At 58.9% G+C, this 18,129-nt stretch carries 20 protein-coding genes and 1 pseudogene; 14 read left to right on the forward strand and 7 right to left on the reverse strand.

Features of this window, described 5'->3' with window-relative positions; all coding sequences use genetic code 11:
- Position 1: 1 nt before the first annotated feature.
- Positions 2 to 1,768 carry a methyl-accepting chemotaxis protein gene (locus O987_RS29770; RefSeq protein ID WP_043372425.1) on the forward strand — a complete coding sequence of 589 codons (1,767 nt, stop codon included), beginning with the start codon at positions 2 to 4 and terminating at the stop codon, positions 1,766 to 1,768.
- 165 nt (positions 1,769 to 1,933) lie between these two features.
- Positions 1,934 to 2,092, forward strand: coding sequence for a hypothetical protein (locus O987_RS29060; RefSeq protein WP_155496402.1), 159 nt, complete (start codon positions 1,934 to 1,936; stop codon positions 2,090 to 2,092).
- A gap of 167 nt (positions 2,093 to 2,259) precedes the next feature.
- Here the strand turns inward: O987_RS29060 and O987_RS28005 are convergent.
- Positions 2,260 to 2,469 (reverse strand): annotated as a pseudogene (locus tag O987_RS28005) (DUF1348 family protein); the annotation flags it as partial.
- Positions 2,470 to 2,517: 48 nt separating this feature from the next.
- On the opposite strand from O987_RS28005, the gene O987_RS29455 reads away from it, so the two are divergent.
- A complete protein-coding gene (locus tag O987_RS29455) occupies positions 2,518 to 2,685 on the forward strand; it encodes a TetR/AcrR family transcriptional regulator (RefSeq protein WP_235214363.1) in 168 nt (55 codons plus the stop codon).
- 635 nt (positions 2,686 to 3,320) lie between these two features.
- Here the strand turns inward: O987_RS29455 and O987_RS12060 are convergent.
- From O987_RS12060 to O987_RS12070, 3 genes are all read right to left on the reverse strand, one after another.
- On the reverse strand, positions 3,321 to 3,908 hold the full coding sequence (locus O987_RS12060) for an NADPH-dependent F420 reductase (RefSeq protein WP_043372427.1): 588 nt from the start codon (positions 3,906 to 3,908) through the stop codon (positions 3,321 to 3,323).
- Positions 3,909 to 3,954: 46 nt separating this feature from the next.
- Complete coding sequence (locus O987_RS12065) at positions 3,955 to 4,563, reverse strand: FMN-dependent NADH-azoreductase (protein WP_043372429.1); 609 nt, start codon at positions 4,561 to 4,563, stop codon at positions 3,955 to 3,957.
- A 144-nt stretch (positions 4,564 to 4,707) separates the two neighbouring features.
- Positions 4,708 to 5,082, reverse strand: a complete 375-nt coding sequence (locus tag O987_RS12070) for a YceI family protein (protein WP_326998634.1) — start codon at positions 5,080 to 5,082, stop codon at positions 4,708 to 4,710.
- Positions 5,083 to 5,200: 118 nt separating this feature from the next.
- Here O987_RS12070 and O987_RS12075 point away from each other — a divergent pair, with 118 nt between their 5' ends.
- From O987_RS12075 to O987_RS12105, 7 genes are all read left to right on the forward strand, one after another.
- Positions 5,201 to 6,103 carry a LysR family transcriptional regulator gene (locus tag O987_RS12075; protein WP_043372431.1) on the forward strand — a complete coding sequence of 301 codons (903 nt, stop codon included), beginning with the start codon at positions 5,201 to 5,203 and terminating at the stop codon, positions 6,101 to 6,103.
- Positions 6,104 to 6,182: 79 nt separating this feature from the next.
- A complete protein-coding gene (locus tag O987_RS12080; protein WP_043372433.1) occupies positions 6,183 to 7,154 on the forward strand; it encodes an integrase core domain-containing protein in 972 nt (323 codons plus the stop codon).
- Positions 7,155 to 7,784: 630 nt separating this feature from the next.
- Positions 7,785 to 8,381, forward strand: coding sequence for an RBBP9/YdeN family alpha/beta hydrolase (locus O987_RS12085; protein ID WP_043372435.1), 597 nt, complete (start codon positions 7,785 to 7,787; stop codon positions 8,379 to 8,381).
- 217 nt (positions 8,382 to 8,598) lie between these two features.
- Positions 8,599 to 9,600, forward strand: coding sequence for a sulfate ABC transporter substrate-binding protein (locus O987_RS12090; RefSeq protein ID WP_003079689.1), 1,002 nt, complete (start codon positions 8,599 to 8,601; stop codon positions 9,598 to 9,600).
- A 168-nt stretch (positions 9,601 to 9,768) separates the two neighbouring features.
- Positions 9,769 to 10,626 carry a sulfate ABC transporter permease subunit CysT gene (gene cysT / locus O987_RS12095; RefSeq protein WP_003055648.1) on the forward strand — a complete coding sequence of 286 codons (858 nt, stop codon included), beginning with the start codon at positions 9,769 to 9,771 and terminating at the stop codon, positions 10,624 to 10,626.
- Positions 10,626 to 11,666 carry a sulfate ABC transporter permease subunit CysW gene (cysW, locus tag O987_RS12100; protein ID WP_003055646.1) on the forward strand — a complete coding sequence of 347 codons (1,041 nt, stop codon included), beginning with the start codon at positions 10,626 to 10,628 and terminating at the stop codon, positions 11,664 to 11,666. The genes cysT and cysW overlap by 1 nt, the downstream gene beginning before the upstream one ends.
- Before the next feature lie 29 nt (positions 11,667 to 11,695).
- Positions 11,696 to 12,823 (forward strand): sulfate/molybdate ABC transporter ATP-binding protein, encoded by a 1,128-nt coding sequence (locus tag O987_RS12105; protein WP_003055644.1) that lies wholly within the window; start codon positions 11,696 to 11,698, stop codon positions 12,821 to 12,823.
- 104 nt (positions 12,824 to 12,927) lie between these two features.
- Here O987_RS12105 and O987_RS29460 read toward each other — a convergent pair whose 3' ends face one another.
- Complete coding sequence (locus O987_RS29460; protein WP_235214428.1) at positions 12,928 to 13,080, reverse strand: hypothetical protein; 153 nt, start codon at positions 13,078 to 13,080, stop codon at positions 12,928 to 12,930.
- On the opposite strand from O987_RS29460, the gene O987_RS12110 reads away from it, so the two are divergent.
- Positions 13,045 to 13,485 (forward strand): disulfide bond formation protein B, encoded by a 441-nt coding sequence (locus O987_RS12110; protein WP_235214365.1) that lies wholly within the window; start codon positions 13,045 to 13,047, stop codon positions 13,483 to 13,485. The two genes, O987_RS29460 and O987_RS12110, sit on opposite strands and share 36 nt — an antisense overlap.
- 118 nt (positions 13,486 to 13,603) lie before the next feature.
- Here O987_RS12110 and O987_RS12115 read toward each other — a convergent pair whose 3' ends face one another.
- Together O987_RS12115 and O987_RS12120 are read right to left on the reverse strand one after the other, a co-directional pair.
- Positions 13,604 to 14,320 (reverse strand): glutathione S-transferase, encoded by a 717-nt coding sequence (locus O987_RS12115; RefSeq protein ID WP_003055638.1) that lies wholly within the window; start codon positions 14,318 to 14,320, stop codon positions 13,604 to 13,606.
- Between the two features lie 139 nt (positions 14,321 to 14,459).
- Positions 14,460 to 15,323, reverse strand: a complete 864-nt coding sequence (locus O987_RS12120; protein ID WP_003055635.1) for a LysR family transcriptional regulator — start codon at positions 15,321 to 15,323, stop codon at positions 14,460 to 14,462.
- Between the two features lie 113 nt (positions 15,324 to 15,436).
- Between O987_RS12120 and bla the strand changes: the two genes are divergently transcribed.
- The 3 genes from bla to O987_RS12135 all read left to right on the forward strand — a co-directional run bounded on the left by bla (position 15,437) and on the right by O987_RS12135 (position 18,000).
- Positions 15,437 to 16,342, forward strand: a complete 906-nt coding sequence (gene bla / locus O987_RS12125) for a class A beta-lactamase (RefSeq protein ID WP_043372438.1) — start codon at positions 15,437 to 15,439, stop codon at positions 16,340 to 16,342.
- Between the two features lie 198 nt (positions 16,343 to 16,540).
- Positions 16,541 to 17,008, forward strand: coding sequence for a sigma-70 family RNA polymerase sigma factor (locus O987_RS12130; RefSeq protein ID WP_003055630.1), 468 nt, complete (start codon positions 16,541 to 16,543; stop codon positions 17,006 to 17,008).
- Positions 17,005 to 18,000 carry a FecR family protein gene (locus O987_RS12135; protein ID WP_043372440.1) on the forward strand — a complete coding sequence of 332 codons (996 nt, stop codon included), beginning with the start codon at positions 17,005 to 17,007 and terminating at the stop codon, positions 17,998 to 18,000. The genes O987_RS12130 and O987_RS12135 overlap by 4 nt, the downstream gene beginning before the upstream one ends.
- The last annotated feature ends 129 nt before the right edge of the window (positions 18,001 to 18,129 follow it).

Here is an 18,129-nt window from a genome sequence, read left to right on the forward strand (position 1 = left end):
TATGCACTTCTGTGCAGGTTCAAAAATGAAAATTTCAACACGTTTAATCTTGCTGGTGGGCGTTATGTCCATGCTGCTTCTTGGCATCGGCCTACTTGGCCTACGGGGTATGGGGGCTAGCAACGATGGCTTGAAAACTGTGTACGAAGACCGCACAGTGGTCCTGGGGCAGCTGGGACAAATCCAAAGCCTGATGATGACCAATGCTTATTTGGTCAGCGCTGCAACGCTGGATGCGAGTCCAGAGGTAGTCCAAGAACTCACCACTGCGGTTGAGTCCAACATAGGCAAGATCACCAAAATTTGGAATGAGTACATGGCCACCTACCTCACACCGGAGGAAGCCGTGATTGCCAAAAAGTTTGCTGAGGCCCGGGGCAAGTACGTCAGTGAGGGTCTGAAGCCCACCGTTGCTGCTCTGCGTGCAGACAATATGCAGGAAAGCCAGCGCATGTCTAACAAAGTTCTGCGGGCGCTGTACGCTCCCGCGAAAGAACAAATAGACGCGTTGATCCAGTTGCAACTTGATGTGGCCAAGTCGGAATACGATGGCGCACTGGAGCGTTACGCTACAGTGCGCATGCTTTCCACCGCATCGATCGTTCTCGGGCTGCTGTTTGCTGTCAGCATCGGATACTTCCTCATCACTGGGATTTCGCGTTCTCTCAAACAGGCCGGAGATCTCTCCCGCGCTATTGAAGCCGGCGACCTGAGTGCACAGGTGTCGATCACTGGCAAGGACGAGGTTGCAAGCTTGCTGCATACCTTGGTGGCCATGCGTGACAGCCTCACCCGAGTGGTATCTAGCGTGCGCCAGGGAGCGGAGGGCGTTGCCACGGCGAGTTCAGAGATCGCTCAGGGTAACCAAGATCTCTCTGCCCGTACTGAAAGCCAGGCCAGCGCGCTGGAGGAAACTGCGGCGTCCATGGAGGAGCTTGACTCCACGGTCAAACAAAATGCCGAATCCGCCGGCCAAGCCAACCAGTTGTCCTTGAATGCCAGCAAGGTTGCTGTGCAGGGTCGTGAAGTGGTCGGGCAAGTGGTCGAAACCATGAAGGGCATCAATGAGTCCAGCCGCAAGATTGCCGACATCATCAGCATCATCGACAGCATTGCATTCCAGACAAATATCTTGGCCCTCAATGCGGCCGTGGAAGCCGCACGTGCTGGCGAGCAGGGGCGAGGATTTGCTGTGGTGGCAAGCGAAGTGCGTTCTCTGGCAGGGCGATCGGCCGAAGCGGCCAAAGAGATCAAGACACTGATCGGCGCCAGCATGGGATGGGTAGATCAAGGTACCGCCCTTGTAGACAAGGCGGGCGAGACGATGACTGAGGTGGTGAGCTCTATACGCCGCGTCACCGACATAATGCGTGAAATAAGTGCCGCCAGCAGCGAGCAGAGTGCTGGCGTTTCGCAAGTAGGCGAAGCTGTCATGCAGATGGATCAGGTCACTCAACAGAATGCCGCGTTGGTGGAACAGATGGCCGCTGCTGCCAGCAGTCTCAAAGCTCAGTCGCAGGACTTGGTGCAAGTGGTCGCTGTATTCAAGCTCAGCGACGATGGCGGGAGCCGCGCCGAAGCACTCAACGCTTGTACGCATTCCGTAAAGATCCAAGCGCCAGTGTCGAAAGCACCTACCGTTCCAATCGCCGGGGGGAGGATCGCCGCGTTGGCGAAAAAACCCTCAGCTAGTTCCGCACCCGTCCGTATTGCTAAAGCCGCGCCTCCGGTCTCCACTGTCAATGATGGTGACTGGGAAGCTTTCTAATTTAGATCGCTGTTGAGTAGCTAAATTGCGGAAAATATCGCTCGCATAGGCCTTCGCGGACCTGCACTCGGCAATCATAAAGGTGCAGGTGAGCGAGCTTTGTTTGCCGGGCCAAGGCCGAAATACACAAATGCCGGCTCCCATCCCCTTTTGAGTCGAATGCACATGCCCGATCCCAAGTTGCAGGCCGACCAGCAGGACAAGCGCAGCTTGATACCGATTGAGATGGAGTATCTGGACCAGTGGCTAGAGCGGAGCCAGAAAGAGGTGTCCGATCTACTACGCCTGGCGCCGTTCGGCGTATTCGATGCTGCCCCGGCCTAGTTCGAGCTGCCTACTATTCGGCCAGAAGCTGTCGTCAGGTAGGTAGCCGTGAACGGCAGGTCTAGGCTGTCTTCAGTCGCTCAACTCAAAGATATCAATAACTGCTAATGTACAAAGCAGTCATTGAAGCGAGACATCAACGGATGTCCGCTCCAAACCTCAAAGCAGTCATTGGACTGTCGCGACTTTCTCTCAAGGAAAGCCTGCGCTTCGGCTCGGTTGTTGGCGAACTCAGCGCGGTTGCGCCACTTCGTATTCGGCGTGTAGGCTAAGGAAACCTTGGCTGCGTCGCGTGTGTTCCAGCCGTCTTCCGCCAAGCGAACTTTCTGTACGGCAGTCTCGTGTGTGAATGGGGGCAGGGGTGGGCGTGTTTCCATGATTGACCTCTATGTAGGTATGTAGAACGATCTGTCTACAATGTCCACATGAACTCTAAAAAACAGTCTTTTGCCGCACTGCCTCCACATGAGCGAATCTTGGTAGCTGCCCATGATCTTTTTTATAGCGAAGGAATCAGAGCGACGGGTGTTGACCGGATCATTGATCGGTCGTCGGTCAGCAAGGTTACGTTCTATAGGCAATATTCGAGCTAAGACGAGTTGATTCGTGCTTATCTCGATTACCGACACCAAGGGTGGATGTCTTGGTTCAAGAGCAGCTTGGCGCAAGAGTCCCGTGACGGAGCGAGCCCGACTGAGGCGCTGCTTCGTACTCTCAGTGGTTGGTTTAGTCAGACCCGCTTTCGAGGCTGCGCTTTCCTGAATGCTGCTGCAGAGCTGGGATCTACTGATCCCGGGATTCTGGAAGTTGTGCGACAGCACAAAAAAGAGATGGCGTGCGTTGTGGATGAGCTGTTCGACCACCACGCTGTCTCTGTAGGCTAGTCGCTTTCGCTGCCCGTGGATGGCGCTATCGTGCACGTACAGATGGGCCAGCCACTTGAGGAAGTGCTTGAAAACCTCAAAGTCGTCGTTGAAAGAATCGTCGTCAGGTAAGACCGCATGTGACCTCTGCAGCTAAGCTCGACATGAGCCTTGGGGCTCAAGTCAAAGGGTGGGTCAGTTTGAGATGGAATTGGTGGATTGCGGTCTTATAGTGCTGGCAACGCTTACTTTGAGTTCAAACCTCTGAGCAAGAGCTTTGCCGATACTGCCAGTGCCGATGATGGAGTAATGCATCATGGAGGTATATCAGGTTCAGAGGAATGCTTGCAGCTTGCGCCGCTGCTTTAGCCAAGCTTGACGAGGTTCTGAAGAATCAGCGGGCCGCCCATGCCAATCAGCATTCCACCTTCATTGACTTTGCCTAGCGCGACAGGAGCGAAACCCAAATCGCCAACGAGCTTGGCTACCGAGGATTGGGCGCCCTCGTCGTTACTCGACACGAACATGACGCGGTGGCCTCCATTCACAGCGGGGTCTTGAGCCAGAAGCTTTGCCGGCAGCTGATTTAGCGTCTTGACAACCTTAGCGCCGGGAAAAGCTGTTGCCACGACATCCGTCGAGGCACGCCCGGCGAGTTCTTCCGGCGAGACTCCGTATGTGTTCATTGCATCAATGACGACCTTCCCTGCCCAGCTCGAGAGCGCGCGGGCGACTGTGGTGTGCGCGCGGAACGGAACGGCGAGGATGACAACCTCGGCCTTGAGCGCTTCCTGCAGCGTCAACGGAACGACCTTTTCGCCGAGTTCATTGGCAAGCTGCGCGATGGAGTCCGGTCCACGAGTGTTGGCGATGCCAACAGTGATTCCGCTTCGGGCGAATTGACGAGCCAGGGCAGTGCCGACGTTGCCTGAGCCGATGATGGAGTAAGTCATGATGGTTTCCTTGAGAAGAATTGGGGTGTGATGCTTGCAGCCCGACTCAGTCTGTAATGGCTGCGATGTTTTCCAGGGCACGGGATATAGCCACATCCTTTGCTTCGGGGCTGAACGCGATACCTTCGGCGCGTACTACCTTCACATCGGTCACGCCCAGGAAGCCCAACAAGCCGATGAGGTAGCTCTCTTGGTGTTCGAGCGCTGCAGCTGGACTGCCCGCGGAGTACACGCCACCTCGCGCAGATGCGATGAATGCTCTCTTACCTTTGAGAAGACCCTCGGGCCCAGTCGCGGTGTATTGGAAGGTCTTTCCGGCCACGGCGACTCGGTCAATCCAGGCCTTGAGCGGCGTCGGAATCGACAGGTTGTACATGGGGGCACCAATGACGATGACATCAGCCGCGAAAAGCTCGTCCATGTAGGCGTTGCCCTTGACTAGGTCGGCGTTGATGGTGGCATCGTCGCTGGACGTACCCATTCGCGCGGCCATGTGAGCGCCCGTGAGGTGCAGAGCGGGCTCTGCCGCCAAGTCACGGTAGGTGACCTCGACGTTCGGGTGAAGCTCCTTTTGGCGTGCAACGAATTGCGCGGTCAGGCGACGGCTGACGGACATGGCGCCGAGGGCGCTGGAATCGAGATGGAGAACTTGCATAGTGAACCTTTGATGTGGTTGAAAGTTGAACGAAAGACGGCTTACTGCTTGATGGCCTCGACTTGCACTGCAAGCTTCACACTGTCGGGGACACCGAGGTTGATGCCCCAGCCCATGCCCCATTGACTGGGCTGAATCGTGGTTTCAAGGTCTGCCGCCGCAGACCTCGCGCTTGAGCATTGGGTTCACGTAGCAGTTGAAGTGGCTGGCCTTGAGCGAAACAGGGACGGTCTTGCCCAGCATGGTCAACTGACCTGCCACTTCCTTCACCTTGTCGCCGCTGAATCTGAAGTTGCTGGCAACAAACTTCGCTGTCGGGAAATTGGCGGTGTTGAAAAAGCTTTCGCTCTGCAGGTGCTTGTCGAAAGCGGCCGTGCCGGTATCGATGGAGCAGGTGTTGAGGGCCAGTTCGACCTTGCTAGCTACGTGGCTGTAGTCTCCTGTATCCCCAGACGCTGGTAGCGCCGCCATTTGACCGGCTACCACAATGTCATGTGAATCGAGATGGGTCCTTGTCATTTCATATCCTCTACAGCGATGTCTGCATTGGTATGAATGATGAAGATTACTAACCCACCTGAGAAGACGGTATATTGAGATTCGAAATATCTGTTTTAGAGATAGAAGGAGCTCTCAAATGCTTGATGGCGTATCCCTAGACCAGCTCAGAACCTTCATTGCCGCAGTGGATGAAGGTAGCTTTTCGGCAGCCGCCCGAAAACTCAATCGCGTCCAGTCAGCGGTGAGCGGCTGGGTCTCTGGGCTGGAAGACCAGATTGGTGTTGTGCTCTTTGACCGCACAGGTCGATTTCCGAAGCTGACGGCGGAAGGGGTACTTCTGCTAGCAGACGCACGGACCATCGTGTCAGGGGTGGACAAGCTGAAGGCTCGCGCCAAGCTCATGGCGTCAGGCCTTGAGACCGAGCTGTCGGTGGTTATCGATGTGTTTTTTCCGACCACGCTTATCAGCGCAGCAGCGAAGGCGTTCGCAACCCAGTTTCCCCTAACACCGTTGCGACTGTTCGTTGAGGGGCTAGGGGCGGCGTACCAACCTGTGTTGGATGGTCGGTGTGGCCTGGGTATTCTTTCGGCCCTTCCAATTACATTCCCGGCGCTGGTCAGTGAGCGACTGGGCGAAGTTCCGCTTGTTTCGGTCGCAGCCGCTAAGCACCCGCTAGCGAGCTTTAGTGGAAGGATTCCAAAGCAAGAGTTGACGAATCACGTTCAACTCGTACTCACCGATAGGTCAGACCTCATGGCTGGGCGTGACTTCGGAGTGGTTTCGCCGTCGACCTGGCGGCTAGCGGACCTATCAACAAAGTATGCGTTCCTGAGGGATGGCGTCGGCTGGGGTGGCATGCCTCTTCACATGGTCGAGAGAGATATTGATGACGGCACACTGATTGTTCTGGACGTCGATGACATGCCACGAGGTGGCTTCATTTTGAACATGGGAGCCTATTACCAGCCTTCCAACCCGCCTGGCCCTGCTGGTAGGTGGTTCATTGATTACCTCAAGACCTCGCCAGTGGGGATGTGAATGACTTGATAGATTGACGAGATTGTACGGTCCCAGGAAGTCATGGTGCATTCCTTAGCCTGGAACAGGAGAAAGCACTATGGCAATCCGCCGGCATGGCAGCGCCCGCACAACGCCGCGTATCCGCGCAGAACTCCAGCGAGCGACCGGCTCCCGTCGGTCCTTGGCCAAGCTCTACGGCAGCAACCCCAAGACCGTGGCCAAGTGGTGTGCACGCACCTCGGTGCTCGATGAGCCCATGGGTCCTCGGGACACAGCAAGCCAGCATCTTTCCCAGGAGCAAGAACACCTGGCGATTGCATTGCGCAAGCAAGGGCATCTGTCGCTGGACGATCTCATGGGGCAGATCCTGGAGACAGCCGCCTTGCATCGATGCCCGCAGCGTCACGGAATCAGTCGACAGCCCGCAACGCAGTTGCCACGAAGGCACGGAAAGTTTGAAGAAACGACACTGGGCTTCGTGCACATCGACAGCGCCGAAATGAAGGTCTCCAGCGGCAAACAGCGCATGCTCGTCGCCATAGACCGCATCACAAAATTCACGCATGTCGCGTTCTTTGACAGGGCCACGAAAGCCAACGCAGCGCAGCTCCTTCGGCAGGTGCTTGTGGCCTTCCCGTACCGCATACATACCGTTCTGACGGACAACGGCATGGCCTTCACAGGGCAAGAACGCTTCAGAGGCGGCGTCACTGACACATGCATCGGTCACATCTTTGAACGCATCTGCAAGTTCAATGGCGTCGAGAAACGACATACCAAGCCGTACCACCCTTGGACTAACGGCATGGTCGAACGCATGAACCGGATCATCAAGGAATCTACGCTCAAGGCTTACGCGAACGAGGGACTGGAGCAGCGACGGGAGCATGTCCAGGCCTTCGCTCAAAGCTACAACTTTGGCAAGCACTTGAAGGCGCTCAGGTGGAAGACACCATTTCGGGCGATTTGCGAGGCATGGGAAAAAGATCCAAGCCGCTTTAGACTTCATCCGCACCATCTCACTGTGGGACTGAACATCTTAGTGAAACGTCAGGATGGCGACCAATGACGAGCTCTTTTGATCGCTTTCCGTATCGGTAATGCAGCACCCATGATGCTTTGCCAATGCTCGCACTTGCCGCGGTCGGGATGAAGGTAAGGCCATCGTCGATTCCACGATCGACAGTTCCTTGTCTGATCCAAGCCCTAAGAGTCTTGTCGGAAACATTCCTTGTTGGTTCAACCATTTCTCTCTCCAGAATTGCGAAAGCAATCTGGAAGCCAGGTCACTAGCTAGGTGTCATTGCATGCTAGATGCGCTGTGAACGCGCTTCCGTGCTGATCGAGCAAGGTTTGACATGGCTTCCTGCCGGGTCAAAGGGAAGGATCGGTTGTAAGTACGATTCAGTGGAGTGAAAAAAATCCCCCGCGCATTCCCCCACACCATACGTGCGCCTGCCTGAAACCGCTTGCGACCAAATGGTGCAGATGTGCATCTGAAATCAAGAGCTTTGAAGTAAATGTGAGGCGCTATGCGCCTCCTTGACTTGCCCTTGAGCTTATGCCCATAAGGTAACAACAAAACATTCGTTGGGATTTGGGCAGGCCCTGCCCACAATGACTGCCTTGTTATCAGATCAGGAGCACGCCGGGCTTTTTCCTTTGGCACGGCTGGCGCTCCGAGATTACAGGAGGCAGCATGACATCCCCGTTTCGCATCGTGATCGTGCCAGGCTGGCGCAACTCCGGCCCCGGTCATTGGCAAAGCCTGTGGGCAGAGCAGCTGGAGGGAGCCGTGCGTGTACAGCAGCAGGACTGGCTGGTGCCGCACCGCGATGCCTGGGTGGCGGAGCTGGAAAGAGTCTTGCTTTCCGATGAGCGTCCTGCCGTCATCGTGGCTCACAGCCTGGGCTGCATCACGACCGCGCATCTGGGCGAGGCTGCTGCAGCGCGCGTGCACGGAGCCTTGCTGGTGGCGCCGGCCGACCCCGAGCGCCGCGCCCAGTTGGCGGACTTCGCTCCCGTGCCTTATGCGCCGCTGCCCTATCGCAGTGTGCTGGTGGCCAGCAGCAATGATCCGTTCTGCCCCATTCGCCGTGCGGGCGCCTATGCGAGGGCCTGGGGCAGCGAACTGGTGCGTTTGCAGAACGCCGGACATATCAATATCGAATCGGGCTTTGGCGCCTGGCCGCTCGGTCTGGCGCTGCTGCAGTCGCTGACAGAGCAGGGGGGCTGGAGCGCACAGACCCCGGCTTCAGGGCCAAGGTCTGAACCTGCAGCTGCACTTGCGGCCTGAGCCAATAGGCTGCCAGCGCTTTCTATTTATCATTTTTGATAGCTGCATGTGCTTTCTGGTAAAGCGTTTGCGCTATTTCTACTTAAGCTTTGAGCGCTGCTTCATTCTTTATATTGATTTTCGGAATAACAAAGAAAAATATATTCTTTTGAGTTTTAAGGAGTCGTTCGCACAATGTATACATCTATACACATTGCTCAAGAAAAGGCAGCGAACCATGCATTCCGTGAAGCTCAAGACATTGTTGGCATCCATCGCACTGGCAGCAGCAGGCGCTGCCTCGGCGCAAACTCAGCTGCTCAATGTCTCCTATGACGTGGCGCGCGAGTTCTACAAGGATTACAACGCTGCCTTTATCGCCCATTACAAGAAGACCAAGGGCGTGGACATCAAGGTGGATCAGTCCCATGGCGGCTCCAGTGCCCAGGCGCGCGCCGTCAACGACGGTCTGGCTGCCGATGTGGTGACCTTCAACACGACCACCGATGTGGATTTCCTGGCCCAGAACGGCGTGGTCGCCAAGGACTGGAACAAGAAGTTCCCGCACGATGCATCGCCCACGACATCGACCATGCTGTTCCTGGTGCGCAACGGCAATCCCAAGAACATCAAGGACTGGTCCGATCTGGTGCGTCCCGACGTGAAGGTCGTGGTGGTCAACCCCAAGACAGGCGGCAATGGTCGCTACGCCTATCTGGCCGCCTGGGGCTCGGTGCGTGAAAAGGGCGGCACCGATGCGCAAGCGGCCGAATTCGTGCAGAAGCTCTACAAGAACGTGCCCGTGCTGGGCAAGGGCGGCCGCGATGCGACCAGCATCTTCTTGCAGCGCAACATCGGCGATGTGCTGATCACCTTCGAATCCGAAGTCGTGTCCGTGGACCGTGAGTTCGGCCAGGGCAAGGTCGACGCCGTCTACCCCTCGGTGAGCATCGTGGCCGAGAATCCTGTGGCCGTGGTCGAGCGCACTGTCGCCAAGAAGGGTACGACCCAGCTGGCCACCGACTATCTGCAATGGCTGTACTCCGACGAAGCCCAGGAAATCGCCGCCAAGCATGCGATCCGTCCTCGCTCCGAAGCGGTGCTCAAGAAGCACGCCGACCAGTTCAAGCCGATCAAGCAGTTCACCGTGGCCAAGTACTTCGGCTCCCTGACCGAAGCGCAGAAGGTGCACTTCAACGATGGCGGTCAGTTCGACAAGCTGTATACGCCCGGTAAGTAAAGACATCCCCTGAGCGGCTATGCCGCTTCCCCTCTCTCGCTGCGCGGGAGGGGGGGCGACGCCCCAAGCGTAAGGGGCGGCCCTTGCTCGGCGTCCCTATGGGGCGCCTACCTGCTCATAGGTCCGGCATGTTGGCTGCGATCACTTTTTCTACATCGCCTTTTGAATATGTCCTCTGCTGCTCTAGCCCCCCGCAAGGCGCGTAGTGCCAAGCGAGTGTTGCCCGGTTTCGGGCTGACGCTGGGCTACACCATTTTCTATCTGAGCATCATCGTGCTCATCCCGCTGGTGGCCTTGCTGTTCACCAGCTTTTCTCTGACCTGGGAGCAGTTCTGGTCTGCGGTTTCGGCACCCGCCGTGGTCGCTTCGTACGAGCTGTCCTTCACCATGTCCTTTATCGCGGCCTGCGTGAACGTGGTGTTCGGCATGCTGATCGCCTGGGTGCTGGTGCGCTACCAGTTCCCCGGCAAGAAGGTGGTGGATGCGCTGGTCGATCTGCCGTTTGCGCTGCCTACGGCCGTGGCCGGTATCTCGCTGTCGGCGCTGTATGCGGGCAATGGCTGGATCGGACAGTACTTCGAGTCGCTGGGCATTCAGATGGCCTACAACCCCAAGGGCATCGCCATTGCACTGATTTTCATCGGCCTGCCTTTTGTGGTGCGTACCGTGCAGCCGGTGCTGGAAGACTTCGAGAAGGAGCTGGAAGAGGCGGCAACCAGCCTGGGTGCATCGCGCTGGCAGATCTTCTACAAAGTCATCCTGCCGCATATCGGCCCGGCGTTGCTGACCGGTTTCGCCATGGCTTTTGCGCGCGCCGTGGGTGAGTATGGCTCTGTGATCTTCATTGCCGGCAACATCCCCATGGTTTCGGAAATCACTCCGCTGATCATCATGGCCAAGCTGGATCAACACGATGTGGCGGGTGCCACGGCTGTGGCCGTGGTGATGCTGCTGATCTCTTTTGTATTGCTGCTGCTGATCAACGCACTGCAGGCATGGCAGCGCAAGGCGCAGGGAGGCCGCTGATGTCTTCGATTCACGCAGCCATTCAAGCGCTGTTCCCCAATCTGCTGCCCATCTGGGCGCACCTCATCACCATCGTCGCCATTGCCCTGGTGGTGCTGGTTGCGCTGTACAGGATCACGGCCCCACCCAAGAGCGCCAGGCTTGAGAAGATGACCACCACCGAGCCGCGCTGGGTGCGCTGGGTTCTGACCACGGTGGCCCTGCTTTTCATGCTGGTCTTCCTGATCCTGCCGCTGCTGTCCGTTTTTGGCGAGGCGCTGCGCAAGGGCTGGGATGTCTACATCACCTCGCTGGGCGAGCCCGATGCGATCTCGTCCATCAAGCTCACGCTGATCACGGCACTGATTGCCGTGCCTTTGAATCTGGTCTTCGGTGTGGCTGCCGCATGGTGTATTGCCAAGTATGAGTTCAAGGGCAAGGCCTTTTTGACGACCTTGATCGATCTGCCGTTCTCCATCTCGCCCGTGGTTGCGGGTCTGATGTACGTGCTGGTGTTTGGCGCCAATGGCTGGCTGGGCCCGTGGCTGGCCAAGCATGAGATCCAGATCATCTTTGCCGTGCCCGGCATTGTGCTGGCCACCGTGTTCGTGACCTTCCCCTTCATCGCCCGTGAACTGATCCCGCTGATGCAGGCCCAGGGCAGCGATGAGGAGCAGGCCGCCATCGTGCTCGGTGCCTCGGGTTGGCAGACCTTCTGGAATGTCACCTTGCCCAATATCAAATGGGGTCTGGTCTATGGCGTGATTCTGTGCAATGCCCGTGCCATGGGCGAATTCGGCGCCGTGTCCGTGGTCTCCGGCCATATCCGGGGCCAGACCAACACCATGCCGCTGCATGTGGAAGTGCTGTATGCCGACTACCAGGCGGCTGCCGCTTTTGCCGTGGCATCGCTGCTGGCGCTGCTGGCGCTGGTGACGCTGGTGATCAAGTCCCTCGCCGAGTGGCGTGCCGAGCAGCAGGCCAAGGCTGCTGCCGAAGCGCCACCCGAGCGCCCAGGCCAGATCAGCCTCGCAACGAACAAAACCGCCAAGGCAGCCTGAGCTGCCCGGATCAGATCAAGAGATTCATCATGAGTATCGAAATTCGTAATGTCAGCAAGCAGTTCGGCGATTTTCAGGCCCTGCGCGATGTGAGTCTGGATATCAAGTCGGGCGAGCTGATCGCCTTGCTCGGCCCCTCGGGCTGCGGCAAGACCACACTGCTGCGCATCATCGCGGGTCTGGAGACGGCCGATGTGGGCAGCATCCACTTCAGCGGCGAAGACACCACCGATGTGCATGTGCGCGATCGCAACGTGGGCTTTGTGTTCCAGCACTATGCGCTGTTCCGCCACATGACCGTGTTCGAGAACGTGGCCTTCGGCCTGCGTGTCAAGCCGCGCAAGGAGCGCCCCAGCGAGGCCGTCATCAAGGAAAAGGTCATGAAGCTGCTCAAGCTGGTGCAGCTGGACTGGATTGCCGAGCGCTACCCATCGCAGCTCTCGGGTGGTCAGCGTCAGCGTATCGCGCTGGCCCGCGCCCTGGCCGTCGAGCCCAAGGTGCTGCTGCTTGACGAGCCCTTTGGTGCGCTGGATGCCAAGGTGCGCAAGGAGCTGCGCCGCTGGCTGCGTCAGCTGCACGACGAGTTGCATGTGACCTCCATCTTCGTGACCCACGACCAGGAAGAGGCGCTGGAAGTGGCAGACCGCGTGGTGGTCATCAACCAGGGCAAGATCGAACAGGAGGGCACGCCTCAGCAGGTCTGGGACAACCCGGCCACCCCGTTTGTCTATGGCTTCCTGGGTGATGTGAACCTGTTCAAGGGTCGCGCCAGCGACGGCCGTGTCTATCTGGACGAAGGCATGCAGCTTGACAGCAGCGATGCGCGCGGTGCCCAGGACAGCCAGGCTTTTGCCTATGTGCGACCCCATGATCTGGAAGTGGAGCGCTATTCCCCTGGCCAGAATCTCGACGCCCAAGGCCGGCCCACAGGCATCGTGGCCCAGCTTTCTCGCGCCATTGTGGTCGGCCCCATCGCAAGGCTGGAACTTATTCCCTCCGAGACCACACCAAACGCCAGCCATGCCGGTGAGGACGGGTTGATTGAAGCCCAGATTCCCGCACAGCAGTTCAAGGACATGGGTCTGCGCGAAGGTGAAACCCTGGTGGTGACACCGCGCCGGGCCAAGGTGTTCCTGGATGAGGCGGCCGGGATTTGACACCCCCTGAGGCGCTATGCGCCTTCCCCCTCTCTTAGGGGGATGACAGAGTCGCCGCGAGGCGGCTCTGGCTTGCAGTCTTCTGCGAAGGAGTCATGCAGGCATCAGAGGGCGTTATCCTTGGTGCTGGCATGATTTAGAAATTTCGCAGAAAGATAATGATGCTTCAATGGTTTGAAACTGCGCCACGGCGCATCCTGGCGCTCATCAGCGTCGCCTGTGTGGCCATGCTGGCGTTTGGCCTTTACCTGCAGCATGTGGTGGGCCTGGAGCCTTGCCCCATGTGCATCGTGCAGCGTTATGCACTGATTTTGGTAGCAATCTTCACCGGCCTGGCAAGCGTTAGAGGGCAAAAAGGCTGGTGGATGAGTTTTGGTATTCTAGCCCTGTTGAGCAGCGGTTTCGGCGCGTTCGTGGCAGCACGCCAGAGCTGGCTGCAGTGGTATCCCCCCGAGTTTGCGACCTGCGGCCGTGACTTCTATGGAATGATTGAGCACTACTCCTTCAGCCGCTCCATTCCCATGATCTTCCAGGGCTCGGGCGACTGCGCCGCCATTGACTGGACTTTGCTGGGCGGCTCCATTGCCAACTGGTCATTTGTCTGTTTTGTGGCGTTTTTCGTGATTTTGGCGGTGCTGTTGTTCAAGGGCGCGAAGCGCTAATCTTGTTGACGGCAATGCCACAAAAAACCCCGGCAGGCGCAAGCTGCCGGGGTTTTTTGATGCTTGTCAAACGCGTGCCATCGCTGTCAGCCAAGCGTTCGCAGCCATGGCTGCGGCATCAGAGGCTTTCCACGCTCTCGCCCACAAAGGTCGGCCCCTTGCCGCCCGGAACCCAGCCTGGATAGGTTTCCATGACTTCGGCAAACAGGGCCGAGTCAATCCAGCGCTGCAGCCAGTGCTGCAGATGAGGCCAGGGCTGCTCGTTCCACTGCGCTTCGTCGATACGCGCGTACTGCCTTACAAAGGGGCGTAGTGCCATATCGGCCAGGCTGGGGTTCAGGCCGAACAGATAGCCGGTCTCCTCGAGCTGATCGTTCAGGGCCGCCAGCCAGGTCAGCGCATCGGCCTGGGCCTGGTTCACGGCTTCGGCGTCATGGCGCTCGGGGTATTTGCAGCGGTCAAGAGCCTGTTTGAAGAAGCCGTCATTGCGCTCGATCAGAGCCAGCATGTCTTCCAGGCTGCCATGCGTGGGTTGCAGCCAGCCGTCGGGGTCGTTGCCGCGCAGCGCATGCAGCATCACCTCGAGGCTCTGATCGATGACTTTTCCATCCTGGAGCACCAGCACGGGCACCGTGCCCTTGGGCGACGCGTCGAGCAGCGCCTGCGGCTTGTTGCGCAGATTGATTTCACGCAGTTCGCAAGCCAGGCCCGCGTGGGCCAGCGCCAGACGGGCGCGTATGGCATAGGGGCAGCGGCGGAAGGAGTACAGGACGGGCAGGGTGGCGGCGGCAGTCAAGGCAGGTGTCTGATGAAATGAATAAAACCAAAGCGCCATGGCGCTTGCTGGGCGTGTACTTTACCCGTTGCCCTGAAGCCATGCAGACCTGTGCGGCTTGGCGGCTGCTGAGGACTCATGGATTGATAGCATGAAACGCTTGGTAGGAAACGGTTTTGTCCATTGAAGAGCGCTGGTTTCAGTCGGTTTGCAGCTGGGTCATCAGCCATTGTCTGAAGGTCTGCAAGGCGGAGCTGGCCTGGCGTGACTTGAGATAGGTCAGCCAGTAGGCGCCGGTATCGACCTCGTGGGCAAAAGGGCGCACCAGCCGACCTTGCTGCAGCATGTGCTCGAACATGCGCGCGGGCAGCAAGGCAATGCCTGCGCCCTGGGCGGCGGCCTCGGCCAGCGTCAGCGAGGAGTCGAACATGGCTCCGCGTGCCAGCGGCGCAGTCTGGTCCAGGCCGGCAAACCAGCCTTCCCATTCCTGGGTGCGATAGGAGCGCAGCAGGGTTTGCCGGGCCAGGTCGGCAGGCTCGCGCAGCTGCTGTGCCAGCATGGGGGTGCACATGGGAGAGAGCGGAGCCCGCAGCAGCATCTGCGCGTGCGTGCCATGCCAGGCACCGTCGCCAAAGCGCACGGCGGCGTCCAGTCCTTCGCCAGCCAGATCGACGCGATTGTTATTGGTCAGCAGCCGGAGGTCTATATAGGGATGCAACTGCTGGAACTGGCTTAGCCTGGGAATCAGCCAGCCGATGGCAAAAGTGCCGACCACGCCCACGCTCAGGATTTCGCGTGGCCGCGGTTCCGCCACCTGCTGCAGCGATTGTTCTATGCGCTCAAAGCTTTGCGCCACCACGGGCCACAAGGCCTGGCCTTCGTCGGTCAGGGCCAGACCGCGGGGCAGGCGGCGAAACAGCGGCTTGCCCAGGCGTTCCTCTAGATTGCGGATATGTTGGCTGACGGCAGCCTGCGTCACATGCAGCTCCTGTGCGGCGCGGGTCAGGCTTAGATGGCGTGCCGCCGCATCAAACATGCGCAAGGCGTTCAGTGGAAGCTGCATGGGACGATAGAGGTAAAAGTTTTTCTAATGGATGGCGTCAATTATTACTGCTGGTTCACCTGAATACAGCGCGATATGCTTCAAACCATCACAGTTAACTACAAGAGGATCTTATGCAACGACGCAGCATGCTGACAACAGGACTGGCCTTGGGTCTGGGGGCCTGGGGACTGAGCGGCTGTGCTTTTATCTCCAAGCAGCAAGCTGCGGCGGCGAGAACATTGAGCGACGAGCTGGCGGCGCTGGAAATTCAGTCTCAGGGCCGGTTCGGCCTGTATGTGGTCGATACCGTCAGCGGCGCCGAGGCAGGCTGGCGCGGCGACGAGCGCTTTCCCATGTGCAGCACCTTCAAGACCTTGCTGGCCGCCCGTGTGCTCTATTTGGCGCAAAGAAGCGAGATTCGTTTGTGGCGCAAGCTCTATTACTCTCCAGCCGAGGTCGTTGCATGGTCGCCGATATCCGAAAAGCGGGCGGGAGCCAATGGGGGCATGACGGTGCAGGAGCTGTGCGAAGCGATGGTGGTTGTCAGCGACAACACGGCGGCCAATGTGATGCTGGAAGCCAGCGGCGGGCCGGCAGCGCTGACGCAATGGCTGCGCGAAATGGGTGACGGCACCACCAGGCTGGACCGCAACGAACCTTCGCTGAACACTGCGCTGCCCGGCGATGAGCGCGACACCACGACGCCACGGGCCATGGTGCAAAGTCTGCAGAAGCTGTTGCTGGGCGATGTGCTGGAAGGCTATGCCCGTGCACTGCTGCAGCAATGGCTGGCGGACAGCCGTACCGGCGACAAGCGCGTGCGTTCCGGCATGCCGGGCGACTGGAAGGTGGGCGGCAAGACTGGCAGCGGCGAGAGGGGCACGGCCTGCGACACGCTCATCGTCTGGCCTACCGCGCAATCTGCGCCGCTGCTGGTAACGGCCTATCTGACCGGCAGCCCGCTTGATGGGGCAGGGCGTGAAGCCGTGCTGGCCAGGGCTGGCGAAGCGATCAAGCGCTGGTATTACGCGATCTGATCAGCGATGGAGCCGCAGGTTCACAGCTTGTCGCGACACTGGTTCTGCATTGATGCGACGAGGCCTTGATATTTGTCATTCAATGAGATTGATTCTCATTTTCTGATAGAGTCTGCGCTTTCCCGCTCCGTCGCTGCATGCTTTGCGGCTGATCCCAGAGCCTGGGCGGCATGCCTCGCAAGAGGTCGAGGTGTACCCGTGGTTGCGCACTATTACGCAGAACTCGTCAGTTTCTTTGCCCGCTCGCTCAATAGCCGGGATGCGGCCGCGGATGTGGTTCAGGAAAGCTATGCCCGCGTATTTGCCATGCAGTCGCAAGATCTTGCAATACGGGACTTGCGGGCACTGCTGTTTCGCACCGGCAAGAACATCGTGATCGACGATGCGCGCCGCCGCACTGCCGAAGCCCGCATGCTGCAGACCCTGGCCGTGGTGGCTGCAGATGAAGCACCCTCGCCCGAGCGTCAGGCGCAAGGGCGGCAGCAGCTGGTCTTGCTGTCTCGCCGTTTGCAAGCCATGCCGCGCAAGCGCCGCGAGGTGTTTGTGCTGGTGCGCATCTATGGCTTCAGCCATGCCGAAGCCGCAGCACATATGAATATCAGCGAAGCTGCCATCGAAAAGCATGTGGTGCGCGCAGTGTGCGATTGCATGGGGCTGACCTCATGAGTGCCGACGCTTTCTTCGGCAAGCCGGATCGCAAGCGCCTGGAGCACGCCTTGTTGCTGATTGCGCGCCAGCATGGCGCAAGTCCTGATGTGGCGAAGGCCGCAACGGAGGCGCTGGCGCGCTGGAGTGCCAGGGAACCTGCGAACGAACAGGCGGCGCAGGCGGCCATGGCAGGCTGGGCTGCGACACAAGGCAGTGCCTTGCAGGGCGAGATGCCTTTGCCCGGGACTCATTCGGCGCGTGTGCAGCAGACCCGTCGTCGTGCGCTGTCCGTGCTGGGGGTAGCTGGTGTGGCGGGCCTGGCCGGCATGCTTGGCCGCTGGCATTGGCTGCAGCCAACGGAGCAGATGGCGCTGCATACAGGCCATGGTCAGCACCTGAGCCGCCATCTTCCTGACGGCAGCCAGCTTGATCTGGCGCCAGGCACCGACGCATCGGTGCTGCTGTATCGCCAGCGTCGCGAGGTTCATCTCCAGCAGGGCGAAATCCGGCTCAACGTAGCCCATGACGCAGAGCGTCCCCTCGAGGTGCACACGGCCCTGGGCCGCGTACGTGTGCTGGGCACGGTTTTCTCCGTGGCGCTGCGGCCTGCCGGCCTGCAGGTCAGCGTTGCTCAGGGGCGTGTGGCAGTGTGGAAGCAGGGCGCCATGGCCGATCGGCCCCCCGACGCGCTCCTGACCGCAGGCCAGGGCTTGCGCCTGGATGCAGGCGGCCGGCTTGCCCCTTACTCCCTGAACGCGGCGGATGTGGGCGCCTGGAGTGAAGGCTGGCTGGTGTTTGACCATACACCACTGCCCGAGGTCGTGGCGCGCTGGAATGACTACCTGACCCAGCCGCTGGTGCTGGACGATGCAGTTTCTCTGCAAGCCCTGCGATTGACCGGCAGCTTCAAGCTGCGCGAGCCTGCCACCTTCATCGCCAGCCTGCCGCGTTCCCTGCCCGTGCGGGTGCAGTCGCTGCCCGATGGCAGAGTCGCCATCCGACGGCGCTGACGGCAGGCCTGTCCGGCTGAAAATTTTTTGTCCGGTACAAGCCGTTTCATGCGTCTTCACTGTGAAAGCACTTAGACAAGCAATTCACAGGATGCATTTGATGAAAAGAAATCACTCTCATTTTTCTTC

The sequence above is a fragment of the Comamonas testosteroni TK102 genome (assembly GCF_000739375.1).
Classification (GTDB): domain Bacteria; phylum Pseudomonadota; class Gammaproteobacteria; order Burkholderiales; family Burkholderiaceae_C; genus Comamonas; species Comamonas brasiliensis.